Annotated in this window: 23 protein-coding genes and 2 tRNA genes; 12 read left to right on the top strand and 13 right to left on the bottom strand. The window is 38.3% G+C overall.

Translation table 11 applies throughout. The features are described from left to right. Positions 1-168 precede the first annotated feature (168 nt). The gene (locus L6471_RS10575; RefSeq protein ID WP_074613776.1) at positions 169-1263 is read left to right on the top strand and encodes an agmatine deiminase family protein; all 1095 of its coding nucleotides are present in this window, start codon (positions 169-171) and stop codon (positions 1261-1263) included. A gap of 17 nt (positions 1264-1280) precedes the next feature. Then, positions 1281-2165 (top strand): carbon-nitrogen hydrolase, encoded by an 885-nt coding sequence (locus tag L6471_RS10580; RefSeq protein ID WP_027452932.1) that lies wholly within the window; start codon positions 1281-1283, stop codon positions 2163-2165. A 93-nt stretch (positions 2166-2258) separates the two neighbouring features. Here the strand turns inward: L6471_RS10580 and L6471_RS10585 are convergent, their stop codons facing one another. Together L6471_RS10585 and L6471_RS10590 are read right to left on the bottom strand one after the other, a co-directional pair. Next, positions 2259-3575 carry an MFS transporter gene (locus L6471_RS10585; protein ID WP_237797300.1) on the bottom strand — a complete coding sequence of 439 codons (1317 nt, stop codon included), beginning with the start codon at positions 3573-3575 and terminating at the stop codon, positions 2259-2261. Between the two features lie 20 nt (positions 3576-3595). After that, positions 3596-7318: a DUF4922 domain-containing protein gene (locus tag L6471_RS10590; protein ID WP_094448093.1), complete on the bottom strand. Its 3723-nt coding sequence runs from the start codon at positions 7316-7318 to the stop codon at positions 3596-3598. A gap of 69 nt (positions 7319-7387) precedes the next feature. On the opposite strand from L6471_RS10590, the gene rlmN reads away from it, so the two are divergent. The 9 genes from rlmN (at position 7388) to L6471_RS10635 (ending at position 14008) form a co-directional block, all read left to right on the top strand. Continuing rightward, positions 7388-8437: a 23S rRNA (adenine(2503)-C(2))-methyltransferase RlmN gene (rlmN, locus tag L6471_RS10595; RefSeq protein WP_237797301.1), complete on the top strand. Its 1050-nt coding sequence runs from the start codon at positions 7388-7390 to the stop codon at positions 8435-8437. Beyond that, positions 8437-9258, top strand: coding sequence for a DUF4837 family protein (locus L6471_RS10600; RefSeq protein WP_074548815.1), 822 nt, complete (start codon positions 8437-8439; stop codon positions 9256-9258). Before rlmN ends, L6471_RS10600 begins: the two co-directional genes overlap by 1 nt. Continuing rightward, a complete protein-coding gene (locus L6471_RS10605; protein ID WP_237797302.1) occupies positions 9245-10567 on the top strand; it encodes a PdxA family dehydrogenase in 1323 nt (440 codons plus the stop codon). Before L6471_RS10600 ends, L6471_RS10605 begins: the two co-directional genes overlap by 14 nt. A 72-nt stretch (positions 10568-10639) precedes the next feature. Beyond that, the gene (locus L6471_RS10610) at positions 10640-11926 is read left to right on the top strand and encodes a sigma-54 interaction domain-containing protein (RefSeq protein WP_006281830.1); all 1287 of its coding nucleotides are present in this window, start codon (positions 10640-10642) and stop codon (positions 11924-11926) included. After that, positions 11904-12437 (top strand): LptE family protein, encoded by a 534-nt coding sequence (locus tag L6471_RS10615; RefSeq protein ID WP_027452935.1) that lies wholly within the window; start codon positions 11904-11906, stop codon positions 12435-12437. Before L6471_RS10610 ends, L6471_RS10615 begins: the two co-directional genes overlap by 23 nt. Further along, positions 12437-13300, top strand: a complete 864-nt coding sequence (locus L6471_RS10620; RefSeq protein ID WP_074613781.1) for a tetratricopeptide repeat protein — start codon at positions 12437-12439, stop codon at positions 13298-13300. Before L6471_RS10615 ends, L6471_RS10620 begins: the two co-directional genes overlap by 1 nt. Positions 13301-13302: 2 nt before the next feature. Next, positions 13303-13698 (top strand): preprotein translocase subunit SecG, encoded by a 396-nt coding sequence (secG, locus tag L6471_RS10625; protein ID WP_237797303.1) that lies wholly within the window; start codon positions 13303-13305, stop codon positions 13696-13698. A gap of 97 nt (positions 13699-13795) precedes the next feature. After that, positions 13796-13871, top strand: a tRNA-His gene (locus tag L6471_RS10630). 61 nt (positions 13872-13932) lie between these two features. Then, positions 13933-14008: transfer RNA gene (locus L6471_RS10635), tRNA-His, on the top strand. A gap of 385 nt (positions 14009-14393) precedes the next feature. Here L6471_RS10635 and L6471_RS10640 read toward each other — a convergent pair. The 10 genes from L6471_RS10640 to L6471_RS14280 all read right to left on the bottom strand — a co-directional run bounded on the left by L6471_RS10640 (position 14394) and on the right by L6471_RS14280 (position 22534). Beyond that, a complete protein-coding gene (locus tag L6471_RS10640; RefSeq protein WP_094448097.1) occupies positions 14394-15308 on the bottom strand; it encodes a helix-turn-helix transcriptional regulator in 915 nt (304 codons plus the stop codon). Positions 15309-15311: 3 nt separating this feature from the next. Beyond that, complete coding sequence (locus L6471_RS14140; protein WP_256973027.1) at positions 15312-15446, bottom strand: hypothetical protein; 135 nt, start codon at positions 15444-15446, stop codon at positions 15312-15314. Between the two features lie 27 nt (positions 15447-15473). Beyond that, positions 15474-15809, bottom strand: a complete 336-nt coding sequence (locus tag L6471_RS10645; RefSeq protein WP_094448098.1) for a hypothetical protein — start codon at positions 15807-15809, stop codon at positions 15474-15476. Between the two features lie 130 nt (positions 15810-15939). Next, positions 15940-16515 (bottom strand): hypothetical protein, encoded by a 576-nt coding sequence (locus tag L6471_RS10650; protein ID WP_094448099.1) that lies wholly within the window; start codon positions 16513-16515, stop codon positions 15940-15942. 3 nt (positions 16516-16518) lie between these two features. Then, on the bottom strand, positions 16519-18186 hold the full coding sequence (locus L6471_RS10655; protein ID WP_094448100.1) for a LeoA/HP0731 family dynamin-like GTPase: 1668 nt from the start codon (positions 18184-18186) through the stop codon (positions 16519-16521). Beyond that, positions 18167-20365 (bottom strand): P-loop NTPase family protein, encoded by a 2199-nt coding sequence (locus L6471_RS10660; protein WP_094448101.1) that lies wholly within the window; start codon positions 20363-20365, stop codon positions 18167-18169. Before L6471_RS10660 ends, L6471_RS10655 begins: the two co-directional genes overlap by 20 nt. 161 nt (positions 20366-20526) lie before the next feature. Beyond that, positions 20527-20682, bottom strand: a complete 156-nt coding sequence (locus L6471_RS10665; protein ID WP_373886414.1) for a DUF6140 family protein — start codon at positions 20680-20682, stop codon at positions 20527-20529. 433 nt (positions 20683-21115) lie between these two features. Beyond that, positions 21116-21451, bottom strand: a complete 336-nt coding sequence (locus tag L6471_RS10670; RefSeq protein ID WP_094448102.1) for a hypothetical protein — start codon at positions 21449-21451, stop codon at positions 21116-21118. Positions 21452-21714: 263 nt separating this feature from the next. Then, entirely contained in the window at positions 21715-22155 is a 441-nt protein-coding gene (locus L6471_RS10675) for a hypothetical protein (protein WP_094448103.1), read from the bottom strand. Positions 22156-22414: 259 nt separating this feature from the next. Then, positions 22415-22534 (bottom strand): hypothetical protein, encoded by a 120-nt coding sequence (locus L6471_RS14280; protein ID WP_094448104.1) that lies wholly within the window; start codon positions 22532-22534, stop codon positions 22415-22417. A gap of 133 nt (positions 22535-22667) precedes the next feature. On the opposite strand from L6471_RS14280, the gene L6471_RS10680 reads away from it, so the two are divergent. After that, positions 22668-24470: a hypothetical protein gene (locus L6471_RS10680; protein WP_144263799.1), complete on the top strand. Its 1803-nt coding sequence runs from the start codon at positions 22668-22670 to the stop codon at positions 24468-24470. Positions 24471-24472: 2 nt separating this feature from the next. Here the strand turns inward: L6471_RS10680 and L6471_RS10685 are convergent, their stop codons facing one another. After that, complete coding sequence (locus L6471_RS10685; RefSeq protein ID WP_144263800.1) at positions 24473-24874, bottom strand: hypothetical protein; 402 nt, start codon at positions 24872-24874, stop codon at positions 24473-24475. Positions 24875-24888: the final 14 nt, after the last annotated feature.

Genomic DNA, 24888 nt, shown 5'->3' on the forward strand with positions numbered 1-24888 from the left:
AATTGCACTGCAAAGATACTACTGTTTGCGTACACAACAATGTTTTTCAGCATAAAATTAACCAAAAACGGTTCATTCTTGATTTAAATCAAGTGCTTTTGTGTTCGCACACGGCAAAATAGCGAAAATTCATTTTGCACTATCCACTTTTTACCTTATCTTTGCAATATGAAGATAAAGAAAACATATATTTTGCCTGCCGAATGGTATCCACAGGATGCTATCCAATTGACATGGCCACACGTTCAAACTGACTGGGCTCCATATCTAGATGATATTACCCAAACCTATCTGCAACTGGCTGATACCATAACAAAATATGAGCATCTTATCGTTGCAACACCAGAACCTGACCATGTTTGGCAGTTACTTAAAAATAATCTTGCAGACGAGCAAATAGAAAAAATACTTTTCTATTTAATAGATAGTAATGATACTTGGGCTCGAGATCATGGTGGCATTACAACTATCAATCCTCTAACACGAGCACTAACAGTACTCGACTTTCGTTTCAATGGATGGGGCGAAAAGTTCGAATGGGAAAAAGATAACCAAATTACCAAGCAACTCTTTGTATATCAACGAGAAAGTAGCAATAAGAATTTTGCACTATCTGCATGTATTGAAGAAAATGATGACTTCGTACTTGAAGGTGGAAGTATTGAAAGCGATGGTGAAGGCACAGTTTTCACTACCAGTCAATGCCTAATGGCTCCACATCGCAATCAGCCTCTTACCCAGATACAGATTGAGCAACAGCTCAAAGAACGCTTAGGAGTCGACCGTGTCGTTTGGTTCGACCATGGTAACCTTATTGGTGATGATACTGATGGACATATTGATACAATAGTACGAATCTGCCCTGACCACACCTTATTATATGTAGGTACACCTAACAAAGACGATGAACATTATGCAGATTTTAAAGCATTAGAAGACCAAATTCGCCGATGGGTAGACACTCACTACTCTCTCCAAAGCGAATCAAAATATAAAATGATAGCCCTTCCGTTCCCTGATGCCATTTACGATGAAGGCGAACGATTGCCTGCTACATACGCAAACTTTCTCATTTTAAATGGTGCTGTTATAGTACCAACGTATAATCAGCCTGAAAAAGATCAAAAAGCTATCAAAATAATCCAAGATGTATTCCCTACACGCAAGATCATTGGTATAGACAGCAGAACTATCATCCGTCAACATGGAAGCATACATTGTCTTACTATGCAATATCCACAAGGAATACTTCTGAAAAAATAAATGTAAACCATAAAACAATGAGAGAAATAAGAGTAGGATTTCTACAACAACATAATGTTGAAGATCGTAAGACTAACATGTTGCGACTTGCCGAAGGTATAGAAGATTTGGCAAAACGCGGTGCACAGCTTATTATTTTGCAAGAGCTACACAATAGCTTATATTTTTGCCAGGTAGAAGACGTTAACAATTTTGATTTGGCTGAGCCAATACCTGGCCCTTCAACCAATTTCTATGGAGAATTGGCTCGTCAGTTTGGTGTCGTTATCGTTACCTCCCTATTCGAGAAGCGCGCAGCTGGATTATACCATAATACAGCCGTTGTTATTGAAAAAGATGGTACGATAGCCGGGAAATATCGCAAGATGCATATTCCGGATGACCCTGCATATTACGAAAAATTCTATTTTACACCAGGAGATTTAGGTTTCAAACCTATACAGACCAGTTTGGGCAAATTAGGAATTCTTGTTTGTTGGGATCAGTGGTATCCTGAAGCAGCCCGTTTAATGGCTCTTCAAGGAGCTGAAATATTAATCTACCCTACCGCTATCGGCTATGCACTCTATGACACAAAAGAAGAACAGGAACGCCAGCGAATGGCATGGACAAGCGTTATGAGGGGTCATGCTGTCGCAAACGGACTCCCTGTAATAGCTGTTAATCGCGTAGGATTTGAACCAGACCCTAGTAATCAGACTGGCGGCATTCAGTTCTGGGGTAGTAGTTTCATAGCTGGTCCTCAAGGCGAACTCCACTACCAAGCAAGTAAGGAAGAAGAAGAAAGCGTTATCATCGACATCGATCTTGACCATTGTGAAGAAGTAAGACGCTGGTGGCCTTTCCTCCGCGATCGTCGCATAGAAAACTATGGCGACATAACTAAGCGATTTATCGACTAAGATACAAGATCTAATATATTTAATGCGGCATTCATGAGAGTATTAACATTCCTCATAAATGCCGCATTTAATCGTTACGATATGATTTAGAATCTATTCTTCTTCGTAATTCCCTGATTCATCTATAGCATCTTCCTTTTTGCCAAAATTAGCATCTATCTGAACAAAAGCTGTTACTATAAAGGTTATCAAACAGAATACCATAACGAGAATAAAGAAATGACGATATCCTATAGTATCCTTCAACCAACCGGAAATCATTCCTGGCAGCATAAGACCTAAATATGAAAGTCCTGTACAAATAGCGTAATGTGACGTTTTATATTCACCTTGAGCAAAATAGAGCATAAACAATGTTAATGCTGTAAATCCTAATCCATAACCAAACTGCTCAACAAACAAGCAACTGCTAATAAGCCAAAGATTAGAAGGAAGAGCATAGCTCATATACACATAGACAAGATCAGGAAGGGTTAGCGCAATCACAAATGGCCATAACCATTTTTTCAGTCCATCACGAGATGCCAAATAGCCACCAACAATACCTCCTGCCAATAAACCTATTAAGCCGATTGTACCATTAGCAATACCAAATTCCATTGGTGATAATCCTAATCCTCCTTCAGAAGCGGAACGCTGAAGAAAAGTTGTTGTCATCTTGCCTAACAAAGCTTCTGGAAAACGATAGAACATAATAAATAGTATAGAAAACACAAAAACCTTTAAAGGAAATTTAGAAAAGAATGATACTATCATATCCTTCATACCCCGTACTACAGCAGTTAAATTCGTATTATTGCGATTGTCCGCTTTTGGCCGTGGAAGAATCAAACCATGATAGAACCACAATGCCAAAAAGATACCTGTTAGCGCATAGAATATCAAACTCCATGTAAAGGCTATTCGATTTCTAAAATATACCTGCAAAATACCTGCAGCAGCAACTAATACACCTTGGCCAAATATTACTGCTATGCGGTAGAATGTATTACGTATTCCTACGAAGAATGACTGTCCGTGCTCATCAAGTTCAAGCATATAATAGCCATCTGCTGCAATATCATGAGTGGCACTCGAAAAGGCCATCAGAAAGAAGCAGGTCATAGTACCTTGAAACCAAAAAGGCGCATTAAGTGTAAAGCCTACTCCCGCTAAAGAAGCACCAATCAACAGTTGCATGGTAATAACCCACCAACGTTTTGTTTTATACAAGTCTACAAAAGGACTCCATAAGGGCTTGATAATCCAAGGTAAATTAAGCCAACTTGTATATAATGCTATTTCGGTATCACTCATACCTAGTTGCATATACATTGTTACCGCAACTACCATTACCAAAACGTTAGGTAGTCCTTCTGCAAAATAGAGAGTTGGTATCCAACTCCAAGGATTTCTTTTTTTATTACTCATGTATCTCATGTATTTGATTTCTACTTATAAATCTTTTTTATAGTAGCTCCCTGATAATAATGAAGCAGGATATCTTGATATGCATATCCATTCTCACCCATTACGGCTGCACCAATTTGGCAAAGTCCTACTCCATGGCCCCAGCCTGCTCCTGTCAGTTCAAAACGCTGTGGTACACCCTCTTCATTTATATCATATTTATCTACAACAAAAGCAGAACTGTATAAATGGCTTTCGCTGAGAGCTCTTCGTATCTCAAGTTCTTTTCCGATAATAAAAGTGTGATTTGTTCCAACTATTTTCAATCGGGATATACGACCACTCTTACCTCGTTCCAAAGGAATAAGATCTACGATATCGCCCAAATCTAATTTCAGTTTTTCAGACAAAAGGTGTTGAATCTCTGATTGGCTCAATTTTACTTTCCATCGATAGAAATCAGGAGTTTCTTGATCATAATCATTAAGCACTTGCTCCAACACATTTTTATCAGTAGTATTACAAAATGCAGCCGGACTTGTACGTATCCACTCTTCTGCATTTTTCTCTACTGTCAGGTCGGGAATACTCTGAAGTTTCTTTTTAACAGCAGATTTCTCATCACGAACAGCTACAAGATAAGGTTTCTTAATATTCTCCCAACAGTATTGATATTCCTCAGATATACCACCACAACATTTACTGAATCGGGCATCACATATTTCCCCATTATCCATTAATATCTGTCCTAATGTGGCTTTAATAGCCTCAGCTACATGTGGCGATGTTTCTTTGGTAATACCTTGATAACGCTGGCAGTGGTCATCAGCACACACATCAAAAATTGTATGATCATCACGATCATACCAACGTATCAATTCGTCGTCTTTCTTCACAAATGAGAAGAAATTATTTCCTGTTTCTGCATGAGAACGTCTACGCTCCATTTGAGCAAAAAGCCAACTTCGTGAGATAACGGCATGAGCTTTTAGCAATTCTAGACTCGAAGTAGCACTCATCTCACTACTGATGACACTCTCCAAATATTTTTCTACCGGCAATTCATTAATAGCACAAACCTGATCTGAATCGACCACAAATCGAAGTGTTCCTAGGAATGTCTGTGTTTCCTTACGCTCCCAATGGAAATTTACTCCTATCGTAACATCATCAAGAGAGAAACTGGCATCATCTTCTATTGGATGAAAACCGAGCTGCGTATAGAGTGTTCCATTCCAAAGAATGGCACCTTCTGAAAATTCTACCGTTTGCTCTCCTATAACTTCTTTACCTTTAGCAAGATAAGGTTTATTGAGTACAAAATGTATTTTCTGCGCAGAAACAATGCCAACCTTTACATTTGGTTGCATGTCTAATTTCAGTTCATCATCATTCGCATCGACTTTTAACTTACTACAAATCTGCTCCATCTTTTCTTGCGATATACCACATTCTTTCAAAATTGCTTCCGCACGTTCTACCGTGAGTTTTTGAAAATCCTCTTCACGTGGCGTGATGATGAGTCCACCCATGTCCAGAGCTCCAGGACTTACCATAACTCGTTCATTTTCTTCTTGCATATAGCAATTAGGACGATGTTTTTCTCTTGGAATGACTACAGAAATATATTTATCACCTTTTCTCCAAGCGATAATATTCATCATAGGTTCAGTCTCACCCTCACGAATAGGCAAAGCTTCATATAAAAGAGTAAAGAGTTTTCTATCTTTTTCCTCTTGTGTACTAACAATAGCAAATATTGGCACAATATAATCATCTATACGGGCCAAATAATTACAATCATCTAATTCATACAAGTTAGTCTTACTTCTGCATATTCGTCTCCACTCTTCCTGTAGAGGCAACACCCCATTTGTACCTGCCTGGAAATGCAGATGATCAGGCGCACTGGCTCCACACTTAGGACCATTATAGAACACCATCAGTCGCTCTGTTGCTGTCAACAAACGATGCATCTCAGAATAGTTTGGCAAAATCGCTTGCATCTGATGACGATAAGCTGGTATCGTAAAATGGGTGTTCAGTATCGGGAAAGGATTAATAAGTAACTGAAACTTATGATCTATTTTCTTCGACATTTGCACCTTTGGACGATTTGCATCACATAGGAAACAAGCACGATTGGCTAGCGTTTTAGCATCAATTTTTGCACCAGTAGAGACTATACGTGCTGGATTAAACTGAAGTTTTATAATAGAATTGTCGAAAGATTTTACTTGAACATTTTTCAAATCTGAAAAACGTTTCCTTACATCATCCCAAACCTCAAGTTGTCTGTTAAAGAAACGTACCAATGCATCATCAGGAGCAATATCGGCCAAACCCGCATTCATGGCTTGACGCGCACTTACTTCCATGGTACGTAAACGGTCTTTATAGAGATTATTAACATTAATCTTGTCTATACTCAATGCAGCATCACTATTTCCACCCCATCGACGACACAGATATAGTTCGTCATAAATACGACCTATACGATAACGACGACTGAAAGCGAGTCCTAAAGCATAATCTTCGCCATAACTGGTATTTGGAAATCTTATTTGTCTTACTAATGGAGTAAAAAAGGCACGTGGCGCTCCTAATCCATTAATACGAAGCGCATTGTTACAGCCATTATCATTCGTCCATTCTCGATGATCAATCATACCTGGAGGAAGGGTGTTCAAATCGAAATCGCACATACGATAACTTCCAATAATCATGGCTGCATTCTGCTTATAGAAAGCATCCACGATCTTCTGTAAAGTTTTTGGTGAAGAATATAAATCGTCACTATCCAATTGAACGGCGAATTTACCACATCGGACATCGTTTATAGCTTCATTCCAGCAGCCACCTATACCTAGATCCAAACGATCAGGTACAATAACAACCAACTTATCGGTATTCTTCTGTAAATCAGCTAAAATCTCTCCTGTTTTATCTGTAGAATGATTATTAACAACGATGACATTATATGGGAATGAAGTTTTCTGATTTAAAGCCGATTGTACAGCATCTGCTACTGTCTTTTCGCGGTTGTATACAGGAATAACAACACTGGCTTCAAAAGTAAACTCCTGCTCTTTAAAGTCTGGCTCTTCATAATTGGAAACATCCACCAATGCGCCTATCTGTTTAAGATGACACGTACAGACTTTTTCCATTTCAATCTGCACTTCACGATTGCGAGGATTTACATAATCAAACTGCTTTTCGCCGCTCTTACGCAAGTCATGTTCATCTTCTGTGTACAAATACTCGTTGATATGGAAAAGTTCACCCTTACGACTTAAGAAAAGTCGAAGATCATATAGGGCTGCATATAGATAAGCATGCTGCTCGCTTAACTGATCTACATACTCGTGAAAAGAACGTGCATCAATCAACCATAAACTACCAAAGTCAAAATCATCACGTAAACTTCCCAGCTGATAATCAATTACCGGATGCTTTTCACGCTTGCCATTTTCCATGGTGTAATGATCCGCATAAACCATCTGAGCATGCGTTTCATGCATAACACGTAACATTCGCTCTAACGCAAACTGTCCAAGTTCTATACGTGTAGGCTTAGTACAGAGTAATATATAATCAGCATCAGACTGGCTATCTATCAGTTTAATAACAGCAGTAGATCGTATTTCCTGATCCAACAAAAAAACATGTTGTACCGTCTTATCTTCATCGAGTGAAGTCACAATAGAGTGCATCGTTTCATTGCCTAATTGAGGCAAGAAAACATCTATCTTTTCTCTCATTTTTGATTTCTATATTAAAATATGTGACAAAGATAGCATATTTTCAGTGAAAAATCGTACCTTTGCAATATGAATTTAGAAAAAAAATCTCTCCTCGGTCTTACTCTTGACGAACTCAAGGATGTAGCCAAAAGCTTAGGCATGCCAGCCTTTACGGGTGGCCAAATAGCTAAATGGCTATACGAGTACCATGTCAAGTCTATAGACGAGATGACCAACCTCTCCAAAGCTAACCGACAGAAGTTGGAAGAGCAGTATACTATCGGATGTGCGGAGGCTATCGACGCTCAGCATTCTGTCGATGGTACAATAAAATATCTTTTCCCTACAGCAAACGGCAAATTTGTGGAGACGGTATTTATTCCTGATGAAGACAGAGCTACCCTATGTGTTTCTTCACAAGTGGGCTGCAAAATGAACTGTTTGTTCTGCCAAACCGGAAAACAAGGCTTTGAAGGTAGTTTATCTGCTGCAGATATTCTCAATCAAATATACTCACTGCCAGAAGTAGACAAGCTCACAAACATTGTATTCATGGGGCAAGGTGAACCAATGGACAACCTTGACAATGTGCTTCGGGCTACAGATATTTTGACAGCTTCCTATGGATGGGCTTGGAGTCCTAAACGCATTACTGTCAGCTCTGTTGGCGTAAGAAATAAACTGAAACGTTTTCTCGAAGAAAGTCAATGCCATGTAGCAATTAGCATGCATTCACCTATTCCTGAGCAACGTGCAGAACTAATGCCAGCCCAGCGAGGTATGAGTATCGATGAAGTTGTTGATCTGCTTCGCAATTATGACTTCTCACACCAGCGAAGACTCACTTTTGAATATATCGTATTTGGAGGTGTTAACGATAGTACAACTCACGCACGAGAAATCATTAAGTTACTCAAAGGACTAGATTGTCGTATCAATCTTATCCGATTCCATCAGATACCTGAAGTAGCTTTACATGGGGCTGACGAGAAAACAATGGAAAACTTCCGCGATTACCTCACCAATCATGGCATACATACAACGATTCGTGCTAGTCGTGGACAAGATATCTTTGCTGCTTGCGGTCTTTTGAGCACAAGTAAGAAAATTGGTAAAATCAGACACGATCAGGAATAATGCACTTGCGATGGAGAACTCTGATTATCATCAGCCTGTCATTTTTGCTTTCAAGTTGCACTGACGATAGTAGACAGGTTAGTGGAGGCAAACCCTACGAGGTTCTTGTCGTAAATGATTCTCACGATTCTCTACGGCACATTCTTTCTGTAGATACTCCAGATTTACCACAGTCTGAGCCCCAGTTTGATGTATCTTCTCTCAAGCAAAACCGCTTACAGGATGGCACAAAAATGGCACATTCCATTGTTATCCATCAGGCAAAAGGTACATATCGCATTCAGCGAAATCTCTATGCACAGCCGCAAATAGTAATCCACGCTTCTGCTGGAGATTCACTCCAGTTAAGAAAGGATCTCAAACGATTTGAACTGTATTGCGAAGCTAAACGACTGCAAACTTATCATAATCCCAAAATGGAACGTTTGGTCAAGCAAACCTTCGGGATTAATATTCTACTGCCTGTTGACATGAACAGCAGTATGAAAAAGAAAGATTTCCTTTGGCTATCCAATAATTCTGCTGCAGGTATGAAGAATGTAGTTATCTGCAGAGGAAATATCGACAAAATGCTAGCCAACTACTTAAAAGGAGAAACTGATGATATGTATATGAAGCGCATCACACCATGTAAAAATAGTGGACTATGGGAAATGAAAGGAGATGCAATGGGAGGTCCTTATCGTATGCGCCAAATCAAAGATGGCAAACAGCGAGACCTGACCATCCTTACATTCGTATATGCGCCAAGCATGAAAAAAAGAAACCTAATACAACAGCTTGAAGCTGTATTATATACCATCAATTATGGAAGAAAATAAAAAAATACGTGTGGCTATTACCCACGGCGATACCAATGGTATCGGATATGAGCTCATTTTTAAAACCTTCGAAGAGCCAGGTATGCTCGAAATCTGCACTCCTATTATTTATGGCTCACCTAAAGTGGCAACTTACTATCGTAAGATGCTCGACTTGAAGGTTCAGTTCTCGATTATCCAACAGGCTAACGAGGCTCAAGATGGTCGAATCAATTTGCTAACAGCAGTAGAAGATGACATTAAGGTAGACGTAGGACAACCTACAGAAGAGTCTGGTACAGCTGCAATTATGGCACTCGATAGAGCGATTAGTGATTATCGTGAAGGATTGTTTGATGTCCTTGTAACTGCACCAGTTAACAATAGCAACATTAACATTCAAAACTACCAGTTCCCTGGTCAAACTAAATACATTGAAACCTGCCTTGGTAATAGTCAGAATACTATGGATATTCTGATTAATGACCGCCTACGTTTAGCTTTTGCAACTCCATGTATCGCCTTAAAAGATGTTACTAAGGCAATTAGTAAAGATATTATCATAGCTCGTGTCAGCCATTTCAAAGAAGTTATTCGACGAGATTTCAACATATCTAATCCACGCATTGCCGTACTTTCACTCAATCCATATAATCCAGAGAATGGAACATTTGGTCCAGAAGAAGACCAAATGATACTTCCAGCCATTCAGGAATTGGCAGACAATGGTATTCAGGCTTTCGGTCCATATCCTGCTGCAGAATTCTTCGGAGAGGGCTATTTTGATGAATTCGATGGTATTTTGGCCATGTATCATGATCAAGGTATCGCACCTTTCAAGGCTATAGCTCCTGAATACGGTGTAGTACTTACTACAGGTTTACAACTTGTACGAACAGCAAGTGACCAAACTGTAGATTTTGAATATGCAGGAAAAAATGCAGAAAACCCATCTTCATTCCGCCACGCTATCTATACAGCTATTGATGCTTTCCGTAATCGTGCACGCTATGACGAACCTTACGAAAATCCATTGAAGAAACTTTATCATGAGCGTCATGACGAAGGAGAAAAAGTTCGTTTTTCTATTCCTAAGAAACATTCTGGTGCACCATTTACTCCTAATAAAGAAAGTAAGCGCCCAGAAAACAATGGTCCTAAAAACGGTAGCAATAACCGTTCTAAAGATAATAAAAACCAGGACAATAGACCACTGCAGGCTCAAGAGGCTAACAAACCTCAGGTACAGCAGCAGAACCAGCCTGTGGTTCAGCAGCAAAACCAACAAGCTCCACTGCAGCAGTCTACACAGGATACCTCTAAGGAATAAACCTCGCATACAACTAAATATTCTGCCAAAATTGCAGATATTCCAAATAAAATGCGTAATTTTGTCAGCTAAATGAATACAACAGAACTTCAGAGAATAAAACAACGCTATAATATCGTCGGTAACAGCGACGGATTAAATCATGCACTCGACGTAGCTTTACAAGTAGCGCCGACAGATTTGTCTGTACTTATTATTGGCGAAAGTGGTGTAGGTAAGGAAATTATTCCTCGTGTCATTCACGACAATTCGCCAAGAAAACGAGAGAAGTACTTTGCCATCAACTGTGGTTCTATCCCAGAAGGCACTATAGATAGTGAACTTTTTGGTCACGAAAAAGGTGCCTTTACAGGAGCCATTGGTGAAAGCGAAGGTTACTTCGGAATAGCTAATAAGGGTACTATTTTCCTTGATGAAGTTGGTGAATTACCAATGGCTACCCAGGCTAGATTGCTCCGTGTACTCGAAACAGGAGAATATATCCGTGTAGGTGGACAGGAAATACGTAAAACAGATGTACGTATTGTAGCCGCTACCAATGTCAATATGCGCAAAGCTATTAGTGAAGGTAGATTTCGTGAAGACTTATTTTACCGTCTAAATACGATACCTATCCAAATGCCTGCTCTTCGTGATCGTGGCAATGACATTATCTTATTATTCAGACTATTTGCTATGCAGATGGCAGAGAAATATCATCTGCCTAAAATCACATTGACAGAAGAAGCCAAGCAAGTAATGTTACAATATAAATGGCCAGGAAATGTTCGTCAATTAAAAAACATTACAGAGCAGATGTCTGTCTTAAGTGAGAAACGTGAAATTGACCTGGAAGGCTTGCTCAAGTATATTCCACGCGATCCATCGAGTACACAACTCGCTACTATTGGATATACAGACGAAAAACATTCGTATGAAAACGAACGTGAAATTCTATATAAGATATTGTACGAACTACGTGGAAATGTTAGCGATCTTCGTCGCGACATGAATAGTCTTCGTAAACAACTCGACGAAGCTCGTGGATTAGCTGGTGCTGCAGGCTTTCAGAATATCCCTTATGAGGAGCCATCAACCTCCGTTTCTATTCCAAATGCTCCTATGCATCCTGCAAAAGTTCATACATCTTCTACACCTATATATCAAGTGGAAACACCACACACACAACCAGAAGAAGTTATTGCAGAGGAAATCAATGAGCCAGAGAGTCTCAATCTGAACGACCTCGGGAGACAAATGGTTGTCAAAGCTCTTGAACGTAATGGTGGTAATCGTAAAAAAGCTGCTCAAGAATTGGGCATTTCCGACAGAACCCTTTATAGAAGAATTAAACAATATGGCTTGGATTCAAACAAATAAAAAAGGTAAATTTTCAGCCTTGCTGATTTCATTGACACTACTCATTCTTACAGCATGTAGCGTGTCATATAAATTTAATGGTTCCAGCATCGATTACACCAAGACCAAGACCATAACAATTGCAGAATTTCCTATTCGAGCTAGTTACGTATGGGGACCAATGGGACCACTATTTAACAATGCTCTTAAAGATAAGTTCGCAGATCATACGCGCTTGGAACAAGTTAAACGCAATGGCGACTTGAAGATTGAGGGTGAAATTACATCTTACACACAGCGTAATAAAGCTGTATCAGCAGAAGGTTATTCTGCCCAAACAGAATTATCTATGACTGTTAATGTAAGATTTACTAATAATAAAAATCACAACGAGGATTTTGAAAAACAGTTTACTGCTACACAGAGCTATGAAACTACACAGAGTCTCACTGCTGTACAAGAAGAACTGGTTACTCAAATGGTGAATGACCTCGTAGACCAAATATTTAATGCAACTGTAGCCAACTGGTAATGGAGTTAACAAGACTGATCAACCATCCTGAAGAAATGGACAAAGAGACGCTTTACGATTTGCGTAGTCTCCTTGCCCTGCACCCCTATTATCAGACAGCTCGTCTTTTAATGCTTCAAAATCTGTATGTGCTCCATGATTCTAGTTTTGACGAAGAACTCAGACGTGCAGCTATCTATATTACAGACCGAAAAGTCATTTTTAAGATGATAGAAGCTGCTCACTATCAACTTCGACAAGAATCAAAACCTGCTAAGCAGGTGGCACCAGAGGAAAAAGAAAGCCGCACAGTAGCTCTTATCGATACATTCCTCGACTCTATCCCTTCGGAAAATGATGAGGAAAAAAGGCACAAGCGTAAGCCAACGCCTGCAGATGCTGCTGTTGACTATGTGTCATATCTGATGGAAATGGATACAGAACTAGCTATGGATGAAGAGGATGAAGATACAGAAGAAGCGTCAACTGTCATCGAAAGTCAGAAAGCCGATCGTACAACCTCTTTAATTGATAATTTCCTAGAAGATGGCGGATTCAAACTCCACATGGATGATGAATTGCCGCAACCAGAACCTCTACAGGAATATTCATTGACAAATAATTCTGACAGTAAGCCACAAGCTGATAAAGTTACATCTAACGCAACAACACTCCAAGATGAAGAAAAAACCTCACAAGAAGAAGGTAATGAAGGCTACTTCACAGAAACATTGGCACGTATCTATATAAAACAAGGTAGATATGAAAAGGCGTTAGAAATAATTCAGCGATTAAATTTGAATTATCCAAAAAAAAATGCTTACTTTGCAGATCAAATGCGATTTTTAGAAAAATTGATAATAAACAATAAAAACAAAAAATAAAAATGGTTTACACACTTTTAATCAGTTTAGTTGTCCTGGTATCTATCTTCATGGTAATTGTTGTCTTGATCCAGGAATCTAAGGGAGGTGGTCTTTCATCTAACTTCTCTTCACAAAATTCTATCATGGGTGTTCGCAAGACCACTGATGTCATTGAAAAACTCACTTGGGGCCTCGCTGCGGCAATGGTTGTTATCAGCGTTCTCTGCACATATGTAGCTCCTACCTCTACTGCAGAACAAAGTGTTCTTGAAAGAGAGTCTACAACTACAAATACTGCTACTCCAGGTTTCCCTGGTGCTAGCCAGAGTACTCCTGCTGCCGGCGCTCAGAAATCAGCTCCAGCTGCAACCGGTACAAAAACAGCTCCTGTAGCTCCAGCTACACCTGCTAAATAGAAAATAAAAATAAAAAAATAGAGAATTCTTTTGGTCATTCCAAAAAAATTCTCTATCTTTGCACTCGCTTAAAAGAAATAAGCTATTAAAATAAAATGGTGGACGTAGTTCAGTTGGTTAGAGCGTCAGATTGTGGTTCTGAATGTCGTGGGTTCGAGTCCCACCTTCCACCCTTCAGATTTTAGCTTTGCAACGATAATGAGTTGTAAGTTTTTTTAAGCAAACAACCAACATGGTGGATGTAGTTCAGTTGGTTAGAGCGTCAGATTGTGGTTCTGAATGTCGTGGGTTCGAGTCCCACCCTCCACCCAAGATAAAAGCTTGTAAGACAAACACTTACAAGCTTTTTTTGTTTCTTTTTTCGACGCGCTCTTTTAAGTTAAATACAACCCAATTTCCGCTAAATTACCGTTAAATTGTGTACTTTGGGCGCAAAATCGCCGCAAAAAGCCACTATCCTATTTATAGCCATTCCTAAGACATATTTACGCCTGTTTTATTTTCAAAAATGAATCTAATAGTCCAAAAATGGAAACAAGAATTGTGATGACACGACATTCAGACGAGTATTCTGAATGCTTAGACATACTAATTTACTATATAAAGGTGCATTCATTGGCTATACACGTAAAAACTGTATCAAGAAAAGAGTAACACTAAGGTTTCTTATCTTCCTTCTATTTTTCTGTGCATCTCTAAACCTTATACCTGCTGAGGCTTTTTCTTATCCTGTCGGTAATATAATCTCTAACATACTGGGGTGACAACACTTCAACCTCTTCGCCATACGACAACAGCTCCTGACAGAAATCATAGGCTGGACGCACGCGCAGTTCAAAGATGGTATATCCCTCCCCTCTCTCAACCTCGCGTTGAGAGGAGTGGAGCGGCAAGTGTCGCAAGTAATCATCGCGATGATTCTCACTATAAGCCTTCAGCCGAATCGTCTCAACCTTACACTCGTCAGGATCAACTATCACGCCAAAGGCATCATTGAAATAAATATCTGCATAGAAGTCCTTTGGCAATCGGAATTTCTTGTCTGTTATTTCCAAAGAGAGAAATCTGTCGAGTGCCCAGCGCCAAATAACCTTCTCTCCCTTTGCCTTGCCCACAACATACCACCGTTGGCGGAACACCTTCACGCAGTAAGGCTCTATCAGCAGTTGTTTTGGTGTAGATTCGAAGAAATTGTCATATTCCACGCTGATGACCTTGCCGTCCTGCATCGCCTTGACAACTTCCAGCAGATAGTCGTTGCCCGACGGAATGTCCTCATAAATGATTCTCTCACTCAGCCGACGGCTTCCCTGCAGGACGTTGTTAACAGCAAACGAACTAAGAAGCCATCGCTTGATACGATCAGTTGAAAGACTACGTGCATTGTCAATCCGATATTGATATCCACGCGATGCATCACAAATAATATCCACGTTAAACGTTTCCTCTATCGCACGACGATAATCATCGAACGTCCGCTTGGCGAGTATTGTCTTGCGATCGTTAAGTGACGAATCCTTCCATTTCTCAGCCATCTCCTTAAAGGTTATACCTCCAGAGCTATACAACAAATCGAGTATCCACAAGTATTTCTTGAACTGATCCTTCATATATTATAAAAACGCTTTATTTGGTGATTTATTATAGATTAAAACCATAGCATAGTACATGGCTGCAGCTATACATAAGAAAACAGCAATCCATTCCGCAATACTCTTTCGTTTGTTTTTTCTTTCTTCTTGTTCCATTAATTCAAGTTTCTTAAATATTATACATTATGAGATTCTATTTTCCCCATCATTCTTCGTTATCATTGGCTGAACCCAATTCCTAAATCTTTCCGACAACATGTATATTGGAATTGTCAGACAAAATACTATTATCATCCCTGCCAGCAGCCAGCAACCAATTTCAGTTTTTGCGATTGCTACGGACATCAAGAAAAAGAATAAAAAAAGGCCAAACGTATTTGCAATCAATAAGTACGACACTTTCCGAAATCTAATCGCAATACTCATCACAATAGCCATCGCTTCAATCGCAGCCATGAATGCCAACACAAACACCAAGGGGAAACTCTCTGTCCATAAATACTCTTTTAACTGTTCCATACTTTTTTTGTTTAAGTTCTACATTTTTTTGAATCAACGCTACGAAAATAAGCATCGGCTACGCAGAAATCCTGCGCAGCCAATAAAAAAATGCTATTGCCTACGTTTTTTATACTATTAGGACTAAAGACTATTCATCCTCGTCGGCAACTTCCTTGCCGTTAATCAGCTTCAGCATCTTCGACACATATCCCTTGTGGGCATACAGTTGCTTAAAGCGATGCACATTATTTGGCACGATTTCTATACACCCATCGTCTGTTTCATGGATAACGAGATCGAGTAGTCCGATAATATGCCCAGCCTTTGATATCGTAATACCATAACGATCGGCAAGCGCTTTGCGACCTATATAATAAGTAATGTCGCGAATGTTCCTGGGATTAATATCATCCAAGCTGATTCCTGGATAGTTCTGTCGGATAGCAGCCACCAAAGCATCCTTCTCAGGCAGCCTTGCCGTCACACCAGGCCAAGCAATAGCACTGAAGTCCACATGCCCATTCTGTGCAGGCTGAGGCACCCAACTAGTACCCATCCGAGCTAAGTCCGCCTTCATCCTGTTAACCACCTCAGGAGCCAGTCGCTCCTCATCCAATTTTTTAATCAGATGTTCAGGTACAGGACGCTCACAAATCTCCTTGAGCGTCCTGCCCTCGCCATTTATGCCTCCGTTGCCAGAGGGAATTATATTATTCAAGTCCATATATCATACTTCCTCATATTCTACATCCTCTATATCCTGTCCATACCATTTCTCTACATCAGTCTTGAAGAGACGTATGTTTTGATTCCTTTCCTCTAATTGAGATAGTATCTTTTTACGTTCTTCAATTTGATTCCTTAAGTCAATGAAGGTTGGGGCAAAATTCTTATAATACTCTTCATCTTGATTAAAGAGCGAAAAAATGTTAGCAAAAGTATCATTTAACGTGTCTCTTAGTTCTTTTTTCCCCTTGTCCAATTTCCTTTTATTATACCATTGCATTCCCCATTCTGTAGCTTCTACTAAAACGCCAAGCCATGCAAGTCCTTTGGTAATATTTTTTCCCATTTTAATTGCACCCCAAGGCTTAAATTTGTGCCCTTGTGCAAAAATATCTCGCGCAGTTTTGACCATCTCTCCATTTACTTTAATTTTCCCTACATATTTAGCAGCCTTAAGGGCTTCAGTTTTTAGGAAATCGTCTGCATGACTAAAAGATGACTCAAAACTTGCTTTTTTTGTATTAGTTGAAGCATTGTTGGATTCTGTACATGATGATAATATTTGATTAATCATTCTTTCAAAAACATAAAAAGTGACTTTATCATCCTGTATACCAATTTTAGTATCAAGTATGTTTGAGAATTCTTCAAGGGTATTTGCATTCTTAACATCCATCAGCAAAGAATCCTTGAGTGTCTGTAAGCGATTGGTCATTGTTTCACGATTCTGCACCAAATCAGATCTTAATATTCCTAATTGGTGTTCTAATTCTCCAACCTCCGATTTAATATTTACCAATGGGTCCTCTAACTCTTTATAAATTATTGCTATTTGTTTAGCTAGCTGCATTATAAGGTCTTTTAGGACTGACAAATCGACCTGAATCTTCAGGTCCTCTTTATCTAAGGTATTAGTTATTTCTGTAACATAGTCCCTTAATTGGTAAATATGCGACCGCTTGGTGTATGTCTCTTGGTCTTGGAACCATTTTTCCAGTCCTCTATTGTTTGGATTAGAAGCTATACAAGCAATACGTAAGTCCTTCTTCTCTTTGTCAGTCAGTGAAATAGTACTGTTCAATCTTTCGATAAAAGTCTTTCGTTTGATTTTTGCAGCATCTTCATAGTCTTTTTCGTCAGACATGTCTACCCCTGCTTCGTCCATCTTGTTGATGACAAAAATTGAAGACCTAAGCTTGTTGAAATCTCGCAGGACTAACTTCAATATGTTACGATGACTATCCTTTAAAGGATTTACGGCATCCGTAACATAAATGACGATATGGGCCTCTGAAATATATTTCTTGGTTATATCAGAGTATTTAATCTCCTTTCCATCTATTTCCTTTGACTTAGTTCCAAACAGCCCTGGGGTGTCAACAATCTCATAACCTTGCTTTAAACCTTTGGGTCTATAGATTTCCAACTCATCGGATGATTCATCAATATCAATTTTCATGTTGTCTATCACCTGCCCAAGCAAGCCTGCTATAGCAGAGGTTTTACCATCGGAAAAGGCACCAAGAAGAACTATTCTAATAATGTCGTCTTTTGATTTAAGTATAGCATTCTCAAACTTTTCCGAAATATCCGTCATATTGAGGCCTAAAGATTTACCTTTCACTATGATGGACTGAAATTCATTCAATTTATTCTTTGACGTTTCCATATTGTTCGGTTTTTAATTTTTTTTCGAAATCCAATATTCTTTTTTTAGATTCATTGATGGCGCTATCTAATTGTGATATATTAAATAGGGCATCGTTAACTATAGTGGAAATTTTAGTGACTTGTTTGTTAAAATCACTCTTTATTTTATCAATGACATTCTTTTGAATATCATCCCATGCTCTAACATGTGCTTCGTCAATCTTTTTTCTTGCATTTTCTTTAGCCTTTCCAACTCCACCATCACTAAACAACCATTTACCTAAAGCCCCTAAACCGACTCCAATTGCAGCTCCTAATGGGCCTCCTACATAGAATCCTACCAACGCTGTACTTCCAACATCAAACAAGGTAGTTGCAACATCTCCAATACTAATCTCAAGATGCTCTAAAATTTCATTTATATTAATATAAATATTGGGGGTCTCATTATTTAGATGTTCAAAGTTTAGTATGCCGATGGGAAGTCCTTTAAGTTTTCGATCACTTTCTTTTAAACGCTTATTCAATTCTTCATTCTCAGTTTTTAGTATATGAAAGATTCCTTCACGTAAACTTACACAAGTTGTGTTTACTTGACCAGCTATTCGCTCTTTCTTTTCAGGTTCATCGTCACTTATTATAGTAAAAACAGATTCTTTCAATTTTTTAAATACATCGTCACACTTTTCTCTCAATTGAATCTCAATACGATGTGACGCAGAATTATAATAGGTATCTACTTCTCGCCTATAATTATTGAGAAGACCACGATACTTTTCTATAGTTTCCTTTTGATTATTCAGTTCCTTATCAATGGCAAAAATGGCATGCTTTGATAAAGCAACCAATTTATCTTTATTTGCTTTATAAATCTCATTAGTGTAATTAGAGGCTTTCTCGTTTACGAGACTAACGACACTTTCAAACCCACTGAACTGATATAACTCATCTCTAGAATTGAAAAATGATAGTAGTTTTTTCTGCTTTCTAATCAGATCATCTCTCATTGGTGAGAAATGAGCATAAGATGAAAGGGCAAGGAGCCCTTGTGTCACAGTGTTCCCTCCATAACTATCACCCAAAATATCAGAGAATGATTTCTCTATTCCAACACAAACCTTTCTGACATCATCTGTAACGAGTTTTACTCTCTCTTCTGGGATATCATATGCATCAGCACTACCTCTTACATTATAAATAGTATAAACCTTAACCCAATTTCTTAGATACTTTTTTATTTTTTCTGTTGTAGCGCTATCAGTAGTTTTATTATGACCTTGTACATAGAATACGCAGTGAGCCTTGCTTAAAGCTGTCTTTATCTCATCTTTGTAATCATCCTCATTTCCTTCAATACCAGGAACATCAATCAAGACAAATGGCTTCCCACCAATATTCATCTCGTATTCTTTATACACCTTTGTAAAGTCATGTCTTCCATCACCTACAATTAGTCCATCAACAGGATATTCCCCAAGTTCCTTATCTACTTTTTTAAAGTCATATTGTCCTTCTTCTCTAATAATATTATCACCAGGACCTCCACTATGTTTAAACCATCTTCTGATATCAAAAAGCTTGATAATATTTAAAATAATTTTACAACTTCTATAAAGACAAAAGGCATGGCGGCTGCCTTCTCCCATCGTATCATGCTCGCCAGTGCTGCCATATCCACCGCCCTTGCTGACACCATGCGCATTAATGTTTTGCCTTCTCTCTTTCTCGTCAAAAAGAATTCGAAATGTTTCTATAATTGTGCTTTTACCTGCATTTGTTTCTCCAAAGAATGCAATAACCAATTTATCCCATTCTGTAGAGTTTAGTGTATTATTAGCTTCCTGATGCGTACGACTAAGCTGCTCAGAAAGGGTGTCGACAAAAGACTGCTTTATTTTTTTGAATTCATTTGTTGAACTAGGAATATTTTGAATCTGTTTAATCGCCGCCCCAAGTTGTAAACTTATTTCATTATAATCCCTTTGCGTTTTGACTTTAGGATCGGATATCTTCTCGTTGTTTGATTCTTCATAAGAACGCACAGCTTCCTCTATCAAAACTTTTGATCTTTGATAGTCTATACCTAATGATTTCCGATATTTGCTCAAGAAATTCCAGCCGTCAGTAGGAATATCATCTCCATAAGTTCCGTAATACTCCAAATATTTCTGGATAAACTTCGTTTCTTTCTTAGTCATAGAAGTTTTTCTTTATTCTTCGCAACAATCATCTCCAAATATCTTAGCCCACCAAGGTTTCTTAGGGCAAATCCTCATTCTAAGATGATTTTTACTAAATGAATTATAACCACAATACTTACAAGTGTGAATAATGCTCATAATACTAAATATTTAAAATGTTATTGAATAATTATTGTTTCCAAATACGCAGAGTTCAACGCCACAGCTTTCTTCAAATCAATGCCATAAACTCGCATGAAAGCATCTGCTACATTTTGACCTCCAGTAGCAGTAATAGGGGTGATGGCAGATACTGTTGCCATCTCGACTCTCATGCCTGATTTCTATTGGTGAGTTTACGGGCTCTTGCTGTACTTTTGAATAGGGTCATAGACGTTTTACGTTTTTAGTTATTAATTTGACAATAAAGAAAGGAACACGTCCTTTCCAATCTCTTACTCTCGCTTGGCGAGCTCTGGAAAACCTTTGGGTCGAGATAAGCGAAAGCACAGTCCGCGTTCCTTATGCAGGGATGCATCACTCTGCCTCTACTTACTCTTTTGACCCTTGTAGATTCTTCTAGAATTTAGCCAAGCCAAAGAATAGTCGGCATTGTTTTGCCAATTCTATAGTAGTAGACATCACAGTGATACATGGTACAGGAGTTGCAGCTATACATAAGAAAACAGCAATCCATTCCGCAATACTCTTTCGTTTGTTTTTTCTTTCTTCTTGTTACATTAATTCAAGTTTCTTTAATATTATACATTATGAGATTCTATTTTCCCCATCATTCTTCTTTATCATTGGCTGAACCCAATTCCTAAATCTTTCCGACAACATGTATATTGGAATTGTCAGAAAAAATACTATTATCATCCCTGCCAGCAGCCAGCAACCAATTTCAGTTTTTGCGATTGCTACGGACATCAAGAAAAAGAATAAAAAAAGGCCAAACGTATTTGCAATCAATAAGTGCGACACTTTCCGAAATCTAATCGCAATACTCATCACAATAGCCATCGCTTCAATCGCAGCCATGAATGCCAATACAAACACCAAGGGGAAACTCTCTGTCCATAAATACTCTTTTAACTGTTCCATACTTTTTTTGTTTAAGTTCTACATTTTTTTGAATCAACGCTACGAAAATAAGCATCGGCTACGCAGAAATCCTGCGCAGCCAATAAAAAAAGGCTATAGCCTACATTTTTTTATTTGGACTCAATACTATTTATTCATCTTCATCGGCAACCTCTTTGCCATTGATGAGTTTCAGCATCTTCGACACATAGCCTTTGTGTGCATACAGCTGCTTAAAGCGATGCACATTATTTGGCACAATCTCTATCCTCCCATCATCTGTCTCATGAATCACGAGATCCAATAGTCCGAAAATATGCCCAGCCTTTGATATCGTAATACCATAACGATCCAAGCGCTTTGCGACCTATATAATAAGTAATGTCGCGAATGTTCCTGGGATTAATATCATCCAAGCTGATTCCTGGATAGTTCTGTCGGATAGCAGCCACCAAAGCATCCTTCTCAGGCAGCCTTGCCGTCACACCAGGCCAAGCAATAGCACTGAAGTCCACATGCCCATTCTGTGCAGGCAGAGGCACCCAACTAGTACCCATCCGAGCTAAGTCCGCCTTCATCCTACTAACCACCTCAGGAGCCAGTCGCTCCTCATCCAATTTCTTAATCAGATGTTCAGGCACAGGACACTCACAAATTTCCTTGAGTGTCCTGCCTTCGCCGTTAATTCCTCCATTGCCAGAGGGGATAATAGTGTTTATATTCATCTTGATTTTATATCGCAATCAGTTCATTATTTGAGATAGATTGACTATCTATAATAATTCTTTTAAATCACATCTAACCTTATCTAAGTAATTTACATCTTCATTTTTTATTTATAAAACTAATGATTCCCATTGTTCCATAATCAATCAATTTATAGCTAATAGCCGTCAAAAGATAGAAAAGCTTTGTTTCCATCTCTGACATCTTCCGTTTCTCGTTATGTTCCATAATTTACCATTATTTTTATTAGTTTAATACTTACTCGTCCTCCAATAAGTCGAGTTCATCATCCCACTCGTAGTCGCAATCAGGACATACATAATTAACACCATCATGATAGGCATTCTCCATTCCACATTTTGGGCATTCTACTGTCATAATTATTAATTTTTAGGCTACCATCGGATTATCCTCAGGCTTCTGGTGCAAATTTATGGTAACTTTTCTTTTGTTTGAAGAAAATTATTTATTTTTGCATGGAAAAAATGAACTTATTTAAGAAATGCGTAGCATGATACGGCAAAAGTTTGGCAACAATCATGAATACCTCCACCAAAAGTTGTATAACCTCTGCAAGAAAATTGCGGAGCACCCACTAAATCAGGTTGAAAAGAATTTGTTACTTCACCATACAATTGAAGAATTTAGGAGAGATATAGGTTTGCATAAATCAAACAGACTTCTTCAATACGGCTCCAATCTTAGGATGTATGAAAAACAGAATGGTGAAAAACTAGAAGACGGTTTTCGCTTGTCGTTTGAGAAAAAAAAGAAAGAAAAGAAAGAAAATGGCTATTTGGTTACCATATCTGGAATGACAGTGCCTTTGGAACAATATGACTCCTTCCTCGATGCTTTAATGAAAAAGAAGCAGGCATTTGACCGTACATACGCTTTGATAGAGAAAACAGCACAAAAAAATGCCGAAACAGATAGCAGTTTACAAGAAGTGATGGACAATTATCAATTTACTTGGCAGTTTTACCATGATAATAAATCTTCGTTTACACGGTCCCCAATTAAGTTTGATAGAAGTAAAAAAGAAGAAATATGCCATAAGCTCCTTGACAATTATATGGGCTTACAAGATGATGAGAATCTGAAGATATGGGAATCAGTAGATATATCTACCCTTATACTCATTATTTTAGATGCACTTCCTGCATATGGGAAGTCAACAAGGTCATATCATATTGATGAAGCTTTCTCTACGATGTTGGAGTTTATGCAGAAATATCACCAATCGAGGAGTCGTACAAATGAATCTGAGCAGATAATGTCCATCAAAGAGAAAATTGACAGCAAGCATTTAGTGAAAAACAAATTTTCTTTGATTACTACACTCCAGAAAATCATAGACGAATTGTGGGCAGAGGTGAGTCCAGTAGCATTGACAGAGCAAAACGATAGTTTACTATATGGTCATCGTCAGTTTTGTGAATCATATAACATACAAGGAGTATGGTTGGATGAAAAAAAAAGGTATTGGAGTATTAGAGAAACAGGAGATTATTGTTTGTTGTATCACTATGAACTTGATTTTAAATCCAACAAAATAATTTATACGAAATATACCCTTATTGCAAACGAGGACAATGAGGATTCTATAATAACTTTCAATATTCGGGAAACATCCAATGTGTTACGTTTATTTAGGGGGGAGAAGCTTGATGTCAACAGAATTGACGAACTGAAGGTTGAACTAGAAATCTCAAAGACAAATAAAAGACCCCCCATAAAGGTTAACTGCATCCATCTTGAGTCAATAAAGTTTCATTCAAACCTCTTCTGCTTTAATTCTCTTAATCGGGCAAGCAGCGATGAAGAAAAATATCTCGAAAACAAATGGAATTCTTATGAAAAAATAGCTCTTGCAGATTACAACTTCTTCAGGTCGATGGTCGCAATTACATCTGAGCACATCTATGTTGGCTCATTTGAAAGAGATGAAAGAGGAAGGCATCAGTTTTTCTATCAGATTTCGAAGGATAATGTCGATTCGAAAATAAAGGATCAACTATATTATGTTGACTTCAATCAGTCTGTTGGGGTATATAAAGTCCAATGGTTAGAACAAAATCAGTCCATCATCAAGTACTATCTCTCCATAGACAGCAAAGCCATATATATAGATATAGAAGATATAAAAAAGCAAGTTTATGCAGGCATCAAGATTATAGACGAACCTCGTCAAGTAGAAACGATACAAAACTTTGTTGGTCTTGATCAAGAAGGTGAAGAGATACTGACTGTAGAGGATACTGAATCTTATTCCAGTCCGTTCTATTTCCTAACAAAAAGATTAGTCAAATGAATTTAACGAGTAATTCGTGCCAAATATTCATATTCCTCACCTTGCTTAACAACTGTCATAGAGAATCCGTTAGCTTCAGTTATTTGTCTCAACTTACCTACACCAATAGAAAACCAATCAAAAGGTTCACCAATAACATTCTTGTACCGCATTTGATACCGAACTTCTTGATAAAAATCTCTGTTATTGCTTTCGGTGTCATTAACATCGCAGATGTCAAAAGATGAACAAAGCAGTTGACCTTGAGGATTCATAATCGCATCTAATTGCTTAAATAAAAGTGGCAGCAAGTCAATTCTTTTTGCTATTCCCAATCCATTCATTAATAATAACACGGTATCATATCTGTCTGTAACTGAGAAGAAATCCATAAGGAATACCTTATGGACTCCACGCAATGACATTGTCTTTACACAAA

Origin of the sequence: Segatella bryantii, from assembly GCF_022024215.1 — a bacterium.
Classification (GTDB): domain Bacteria; phylum Bacteroidota; class Bacteroidia; order Bacteroidales; family Bacteroidaceae; genus Prevotella; species Prevotella bryantii.